An 8,289-nucleotide genomic window follows, 5' to 3' on the forward strand; every position below is an offset into this window, starting at 1 on the left:
CTATGCACGAAGGAATGCTGGCAGCAGGTTTTGATATAATCGTTTACCTTGATGCTGATATTCTCACATACCCAAAAAACGTTGTAACGCTTCTTGCCGACCCGATCATAAACGGGGAGGCCGATTTTGTGAAATCCTTTTTCGACAGGCAGGGCGGCAGGGTAACCCAACTCGTTGCCAAGCCGCTTTTAAGCATATTTTTCCCGGAGCTGGAAAAGTTTTCACAGCCCCTGAGCGGCATGATCGCTGCCCGCAAGGATTTTTTACAGGAGGTTGAATTTGAAAATGATTATGGAGTGGATATTGCGTTGCTGATAGATGCTTTTAATAAGAAGTTACGGATAAAAGAAGTCAATATCGGGTTTGTTAAAAACGATATGCAAAACCTGGAGGCCCTCGGAAAAATGTCGCGCCAGGTTTCCAGGACCATACTGCAGAAGGCCTCATTATTTTCGATAGACAATTTAGAGACACTGTCCAATATCCAGACAATAAGTGATGAAATGGATTTTGCTGTTAAGGAATCTATTCAAAAATTGAAAAAGATCATCCTGATTGACATCAACGCGATACTGGAATTCGACTTTAATGAGGCAGCAGCAGCTTATTACAGCATGGAACACCAGCTAACGCAGATAACCAGCACTTATAAAGATCCTCAATCGAGGATAAAAAAAACGGCTGCGCTTTTTAAGGGCAGGTCCCTACCCGAATTGCAGGCCATTTCCGATACCATCCCTATCATACCCTATACAAGGGAAACGATTTTGCGGTTGAAACAAAACGGTTACATCTGTATATTGCTTTCCGATGGCTTTGATGTTGTTACCAATCACATTAAAAATAAGCTTGGATTTGATTATAGTTTTGCCAATCAACTTATAATGGAAAAAAGTATGGCCACAGGAGCTTTGCAGTTTCCCGACTTTTTTACTGACCCCGATGAACCCGGTATACAATACAATAAAGCCGCTATACTAAAATACCTCACTGTAAATTTTAATATACCACAGAAAAATATTGTTTTTGTAGGTGATCAGCCGGAAGACATCCCTATGCTTCAATCGTCGGGAATGGGTATCGTTACCACAAAGGCTGCTCCTTTCGTTAAACTATGGGCCGATAAGGTGCTGCCGGAAAGTACACTAAAGCCTCTCCTCGACTTAATCAACGGTGTTGATAAAAGCAGATCTTCAAAAAACAACTCAATAAAATACCTGGCGGGAATAGGTTTGATCGCAGCTTCTGCTGCTGTTGCAGGTTATTACCTGTATTTAAGAACCAGGGAAAAGGCAAAACCAGCCCAGTAAAAATGTGCGAGGCACGCTGCTCAGATCACCTGTACATTTTCGTGTCGCCAACCTGTCACATTAACGGCTGTCCTTGCTTTTCCCCCGGTCATCGGTGCCGGGTATATCAATGATCCTGATTTAAGGACACCTGGCTGTTGGCAGCCTGCGCACCGGCCACGGATACTTCTGTTGAAAGCCGGCTTATTTTTAATTTCTCAAACGCCTGCTCCAGATCGGCGAGCAGATCCTCAGCGTCTTCCAAACCGATGCTTAGCCGGATAAGGCTGTCGGCTACGCCGGCAGACTTTCGCTTTTCTGCAGGCACCGACTTGTGCGTCATTTGCGCCGGATGGCACAACAGGCTTTTCACGCCACCGAGGCTTTCTGCCAGCTTAAAATATTGGGTGGAAGTAACGAATGCAGTGGCGGATTCTTCTGTATCATCTTTAAGCGTAAAAGAAATAACGCCGCCAAAACCCTTTGATTGCCGGGCCGCAATGTCATGATTGAAATGCGCTTTTAATCCCGGGTAATAAACCCTGTCAACATCGGGATGTGATTGTAAAAATTCTGCTACAAGTTGTGCATTATCACAATGTTGTTTTACACGAAGATGCAATGTTTCAATACCACGTATTACCAAAAAGCTGTCGAAGGGACTAAGGATCGCACCACTTGCATTTTGAACGAATTTTATTTTTTCGCCGAGTTCCTTTGTTTTGGTAACCACAATACCGGCTATCAGGTCGCTGTGCCCACCGAGGTATTTTGTAGCCGAATGAACTACAATATCGGCCCCCAGTATAAGCGGCTGCTGCAGTGCGGGTGATGCGAATGTATTGTCCACACAAAGCAAACACCCGCCGGTTTTTGCGATTGCAGCGATTGCCCGGATATCGGAAACTTTTAATGTAGGATTGGTTGGCGTTTCAATCCATATCAACTTCGTTTTAGGCGTGATGGCATTAAAAACATTTTCTGCACGCGAAGTGTCGACATAATTTACGTTGATTCCAAACTTTTGATAAATGTGAGTAAATAGCCGAAATGCGCCACCATAAATATCATCTACAGCCAGTATTTCATCGCCCTGCTGTAACAATTTCAGTACCGCGTCAATAGCGGCCAGCCCGCTGGCAAAGGCCGCACCTGTGCTGCCCTTTTCAAGCGCGGCAATAATATTTTCCAGTGTTTCCCTGGTAGGATTTCCACTACGGGCGTAGTCATATCCTTTGTTTATGCCGGGCGCGTCCTGAACGAATGTGCTGGTTTGATAAATGGGTACGGCAATAGCTCCCGTTAAAGGATCAACCGGGATGCTGTGAATCAGAATTGTTGCGCTGCTCATCTTTTTTGATTTTTAAATGTGATTAAAATTAAATCTGAATAAAGAAGGCCTATCAAAAAAGTATACCAGAGAGCAACAAAAAAGCTCGTCCGATAAATCAGACGAGCTTTTGAGCATATTATACAATTGTTTCCAATGCTGAATCTGGCTTATCTGTCACGCCGGCAGGCGTGATGGAATTGGCACCTTTCCTTTATTGCCAAACAGCAATAAAGGGAGGTTGTCAAGGCTTCGCAGGGCCATTACCCTCTGCCTTTCTTGATAAGAATCTCCTTTTAATGGATAATAAAGAACTGTTGCAAAGGTAGCATCATAATTTTCAGGCCACCAATTTTTATAAACTTTTTCTTAAAAATTTTTTTTTATTACAACCCCATGGGTATATACAATTAGCAATCCAAACAAAGCCGGTATAAGGAAAAACCTCCAAGTTAATCCGGTCATCTACTTTACATCAAACCATAACCTGGTAGTGAGCAGATCGGCTCCCTGACGCGTTACTGCTTTTTTATAGCTGATCCCGTTAAGCGATTGCTCTGTACCGGGATAAATAAACCGCACCGGTATTTGGCCGTTCAGCACTCCTTCTGCTGCCGGCGGCAATACCGGGTAATCGAGCCGGCGCCACTCACTAAAAGATTCGAGTCCCTGCCCGAAGAGCGCGATCCACTTTTGTTCGCCAATCGATTTTTTAAAGTTGGCTTCATCATATTGAACAGCGGGTTGCGCTGTATATTCTGCAGCGGCTTCACCGGTTATATCGTATTGCTCCAATGACGCTTCAATGGCCTGCATATACAGTCCGGCAGCGTTTTCGTTTGTAAACCCACGGGCGGCAGCCTCAGCGCGATCAAACAAAACTTCAGCACAGGTAAAAATAACGGCGGGCGACTGCGCAGTAAGAAAATATGTTCCCGGCTTTGATGTTTTTGCAAAGCCAAGGTCGGAAGCATCGCCATTGCTCAATCCATTGGGTACGCCTATATACTCCCGGGGCGTTGGCGTTTGCGTTTTGCTGGCATAAACGGGCAGCCGCGGGTCGTTCAATGCCAGCAAACGATCCGTTACCGATTTACTGATCCTGTAATCATCTCTTGTTTCAAACAAAGCACTTACCGGGTTCTGATGCGGGGATGTGAGATAGTCCACCTGCGCATTTTCGGCATTGCTGCTGATAAAGGGATCTGTTTGACCCAGCAGCTCCGTAATTACAGCACCGGCTTGCTGCGGTTCACGATCGGCAATACGCAAAGCAATGCGCAAACGCAGCGAATTGGTAAACTTTTTCCAAAGCGCAATATCGCCCTTGTACAGGATATCACCCGCTATCGCATTTGCTGCGGGGTCCAGCAAAGCCGCTGCATTTTTAAGCTCGTCCAGCAAACCCAGATATACATCCTTCTGGCTATCATACTCAGGCGTTATATACTGCTCAATATTTCCCGCTTGCGTGTATGGAATATCGCCGTATGCGTCCGTTAACAGCAAAAACACCCATGAGCGCAATACCAGCGCAACACCTTTATAGTTGGGATTACCCGCCTTATCAGCCTGCTCTATGATGGTGTTTAAACTGGTTATACTGGTGCTATAACCGGTAGACCAGAGCTCCTGGAAACTGCTGTTGGAAAAAATATACCTGTCCTGCTCCGTATACTGGATCTTCGCCCAATACTGTACAAACAGCAGGCTCGAGTTCATCGTATTGGTGGTTCCCCAATAGGTATCTGCTGTATTTTTAATAGCGGCTGTTAAAAGATAGTCGGGTTGCGCGTGTTCTGTGGCATTCGGATTTTTATTGATCTTTTCAAGATCTTTTTTGCAGGATCCTGCAAGCAATGAGAAGGCCAACAGGCTGTATATCGAATACTTCTTCATAATAATGATTTTTAAAATTTAAGCGTGATATTGAAGCCATAGCTCCTGGTGGTAGGAAGCGTTAAGCTTTCCAATCCCTGTGCATTGCCGGTGTTAAATGCGGTTTCGGGATCAATATGCGGCACTTCTTTGTGAATGATCCAGAGATTGCGCCCTACCAAAGCAACAGAAGCACTTTCAAATCCGGCACTGCGGATCCATGCTAACGGAAAAGTATAACCTAACCTGACTTCCCTCAGCTTCACGTAAGAAGCATCAAACACATTGGCTTCATCTATCGTTCTGAATGATTTATAATACTGCTGGGCCGAAAGCACTTTTGCAGAACGGGCACCATCAGCGGTAACACCGTCAAAAATAATTCCATCATCATATAGCGCTTCTCCATCAGGCGCCGTACCGGGGCTCTGTACCTGCACGGTACCATTTGATTTATTGTTGTTGGGATAGTAATAATAAAGCCCTCCATATTCAGCACCTCTCCCCTGCAGTGTATTCAACAGTACGCCTGTATAGGTACCCGTGGCATAGGTGCCGGAATAAATGGACCCGCCAATGCTCGCATCTACCAAAAAACTCAGCTTAACACCTCTGTAGCTCAATGAATTGCTGATACCGCCCAACCAGTCGGGTGTATACTTGCCCAGTATTTTTTTATTGGGATCTGCTTTGGGAGCCCCATCATCGTTCACTACGATCTGTCCTTTGGCGTTGCGCAGGAAAGCATTGCCGAAAATTGTACCGTAAGGTTGTCCTACCGAAGCTATTATTTGTGCCGATCCTGAAGCGCCTATAACATAGTTTTGCAATCTTCCTTCTTTATCCAGTTCCAGCACCCTGCTGCGGTTTGCGGCATAGTTGAGGTTCACTTCCCAGGTAATTCCTTTCTGAACAGGTATAACATTTAACTGCACTTCTATTCCTTTGTTATTGATCTTACCTGCATTCAGTAATTTTTGCCTGTAGCCGGTAGAAGGACTCACGTCAACACTCAATATCTGGTCAAAACTGTTCGTATTGTATACACTCAGGTCAAGGTGCAGCCTGTTGCTAAAAAAGCCAAGCTCAGCACCCAGTTCTGCAGAAGTTGTGGTTTCGGGTCTCAGGTCTTTATTAAGATCAATAGCGGAAGGGTTCAACTGCGGATTGGTTCCAAATGGCGCCGAGAAATTAAATATGTTTATCAGCTGGTAAGGATCTGCATCCTTTCCTACTTTGGACCATCCTCCACGGATCTTTGCATAAGAAAGGAAATCAGATCCTATAGAAAAGGCATCCGTTAATATTACACTCAGGTTGGCAGAAGGATAGAAATAGGAAAGATTTTGGGAAGGTAATGTAGACGACCAGTCGTTGCGGGCTGTAAGGTTCAGGAAAACATAATTTCTAAACCCGATCTGCCCGGACCCGAATACGCTGTAGGTTTTTAAACGACTGTAATAATTTGACGATTGCAGCGGATCTCTGGAATTGGATAGTGTGTACACATCCGCTACGGCCAGGCGCGGGGCCAACTGGTCATTCTCTTCATAAAAACGGTACCGCAGATTTGCACCGCCCAACACATCTATACTGAAATCGGAATTCAATTTTTTAGTGTACTGCAATATCGCCTCCGTATTGTTTTCATTCACCGTATAACCTGTTTCCTGGTAAGACCCGTAAGGTGTGCCGTTGGTGCCGTACGCAATCTTAAGCTTGCGGCGGTCGTTGTAGTAATCGGTGCCCGAACGGAAATTCAGTGCCAGCCCCTTGCCAAAATCATAGTTGAATGCTACGTGCCCGATAATGCGATTGCGCCTTTGTTCCACCGTATTTTCATAGGCAATGAAATACGGATTGCTGTAATAGCTGTTGTTCCAGTTGAAAGTAGTGCCATCGGCATTCCTGTAATTTTTTAACCGGTTAATATCAACCTGTCTTCCAAACCAGGTGTACTGCAACATGGTGCTGGTGGATCTTTTACCGCCGGCTCCCGGCAGATTATCGGCCTGGATATTAAAATAATTTACGTTTGCCGTAACACTCAGCTTCGATGTAAGGCGCAGGGTTGTATTCAGTGAGACGGACTTTTTTTCCTGCTCTGAATTTGGAATGACGCCATTTTGTTTGACGTGATTGAAAGATATCCTGTAATCAAATTTTTCGGTAGCATCGGCTATGGAAATGCTGTTGCTGAAAGTAGTGCCGGTTTTAAAAAAATCGCGCACATTATCGGAGTGTGGTACAAAGGGTACCGCTTCGCCGTTAGAATAGAACTGCGGGATCAACCGGCCATCCAGCCTGGGACCCCAGCTTTCATCTACGCCATCGTTGATGCCGCCGCCTTTACCGTCTGTATAACTGAACCGCCCATTGGAGCCCTGACCATAAGCGTTCTGATAATCCGGAAGCACAAGCAGGTTTTCAAAGTCCACATTTGAATTAAAAGTGATGCCCAGCCCTTTCTTCGTTTTTCCTGTTTTTGTTTTTATGAGTATAACACCGGCAGCAGCTCTTGAACCATATAAAGCAGCCGCATTCGGGCCTTTCAGCACGCTCACACTTTCAATGTCTTCGGCATTGATATCAGAAATCGCATTGGCATAATCGCGGGAGCTGCCGGCGCCAAGCTGTGAATTATCAACCGGAACGCCGTTTATAACAAACAATGGCTGGTTGTTGCCCGCTATGGAAGTTTCACCCCTGATAACAATACGTGAAGATCCCATGTCACCCTGGCTGTTGGTGATGCGAACACCGGCTATTTTCCCGGCTAAAGCATTTACAAGATTCGGCTCTTTGGCTTCGCTGATTGCAGAAGATTTTAATTCCTGCACAGCATAACCAAGCGATTTTCTTTGCCTCGATATACCCAACGCCGTAATCACCACTTCATCCAGTGAAGCAGCAACTTCTTCAAGTAAAATGGAGAGCTTTGCTGATGCGGAGCCGATGCCGATTTCCTGTGTTTGGTAGCCCACCCTGGAAATGATAAGGGTACTGCCGGCAGGTGCGTCTATCGCAAAGGTGCCGTTGATATCTGTTTGCGTGGCAACGCTTTTGCCACTTACAATAATGGTTACACCTTCAAGTGCATTACCACTGCGTTTTGAAATTACCGAGCCATTAACGGATACGGTTTGTGCTAAAAGCGGGTGCCAGAATAAAAGCAATAGTATCCCCGCAAGCAGCTTATAGTGCCTGTGCATTAGCGTAAAATTTAATAAGATTCAAAAAATGGTTACCAGTGTTTTCCCGGATATGCCGGCAGGCAATTCCTCAGGTCGTACAAAAAAGACCATACATACCCCTTGTGAAGGATTATGATCCGGTAAGCCGATCGTTGTTGTGTATTGGGTCAATCGTAAGCAAGTGGAAAAAATATTTCCGATGAATCCACAGAAGAGAAAATCAGTCTTTAGACGCGGTACAAAAATTATTTGCTTTCATTTTTTAATATTGGTGATTGATAAAATTTCAATCCGCTTATCGAAAAAATACATCCGGCAGGTTTTGTTTATTGCAGGTCCCTGAAATAAAAAAAGCACTCCCGATAGATCAGAAATGCCTGAGTTATTAAAACGTTGATTCGGTTATAACCTGCATCTGACTTATCTATCCCGCGTATACAGCGAGATGGAGTTAGCACCTTTCACAACTCCAAAAGTTGAGATGGTTGCTAAGGCTTCTCAGGGCCATGTCCCTCAGCCTTTCTTGATAAGTAATTAAAAGAACACTGCAAATATAAAGAGAGATTTAATATCCTACTACATTAGTAGGATATTTTTT

General features: G+C 44.8%; 4 protein-coding genes and 2 riboswitches. Of the genes, 1 reads left to right on the plus strand and 3 read right to left on the minus strand.

Annotated elements, in window-relative coordinates:
- Window positions 1-1,310: HAD-IB family phosphatase (locus PLH26_RS17740; protein ID WP_324587372.1), on the plus strand; the 1,310-nt coding region annotated here is incomplete at its 5' end.
- Between the two features lie 106 nt (window positions 1,311-1,416).
- Here the strand turns inward: PLH26_RS17740 and PLH26_RS17745 are convergent.
- The 3 genes from PLH26_RS17745 to PLH26_RS17755 form a co-directional block, all read right to left on the minus strand.
- Window positions 1,417-2,640, minus strand: coding sequence for a trans-sulfuration enzyme family protein (locus PLH26_RS17745; RefSeq protein WP_324587373.1), 1,224 nt, complete (start codon window positions 2,638-2,640; stop codon window positions 1,417-1,419).
- Window positions 2,641-2,786: 146 nt separating this feature from the next.
- Window positions 2,787-2,908: riboswitch (SAM riboswitch) on the minus strand.
- Between the two features lie 176 nt (window positions 2,909-3,084).
- Window positions 3,085-4,518 (minus strand): SusD/RagB family nutrient-binding outer membrane lipoprotein, encoded by a 1,434-nt coding sequence (locus PLH26_RS17750; RefSeq protein WP_324587374.1) that lies wholly within the window; start codon window positions 4,516-4,518, stop codon window positions 3,085-3,087.
- Window positions 4,519-4,529: 11 nt separating this feature from the next.
- On the minus strand, window positions 4,530-7,709 hold the full coding sequence (locus PLH26_RS17755; RefSeq protein WP_324587375.1) for a SusC/RagA family TonB-linked outer membrane protein: 3,180 nt from the start codon (window positions 7,707-7,709) through the stop codon (window positions 4,530-4,532).
- Window positions 7,710-8,108: 399 nt separating this feature from the next.
- Window positions 8,109-8,224, minus strand: a riboswitch (SAM riboswitch).
- Window positions 8,225-8,289: the final 65 nt, after the last annotated feature.

The organism is Agriterribacter sp., from assembly GCF_035444585.1.
In the GTDB taxonomy this organism is placed as follows: domain Bacteria; phylum Bacteroidota; class Bacteroidia; order Chitinophagales; family Chitinophagaceae; genus Agriterribacter.

What these genes read in the sequence shown, in the direction of transcription:
- PLH26_RS17745 (WP_324587373.1), bottom strand. Translation starts at nt 2,640, where the DNA reads ATGAGCAGCGCAACAATTCTGATTCACAGCATCCCGGTTGATCCTTTA.
- PLH26_RS17750 (WP_324587374.1), bottom strand. Translation starts at nt 4,518, where the DNA reads ATGAAGAAGTATTCGATATACAGCCTGTTGGCCTTCTCATTGCTTGCA.
- PLH26_RS17755 (WP_324587375.1), bottom strand. Translation starts at nt 7,709, where the DNA reads ATGCACAGGCACTATAAGCTGCTTGCGGGGATACTATTGCTTTTATTC.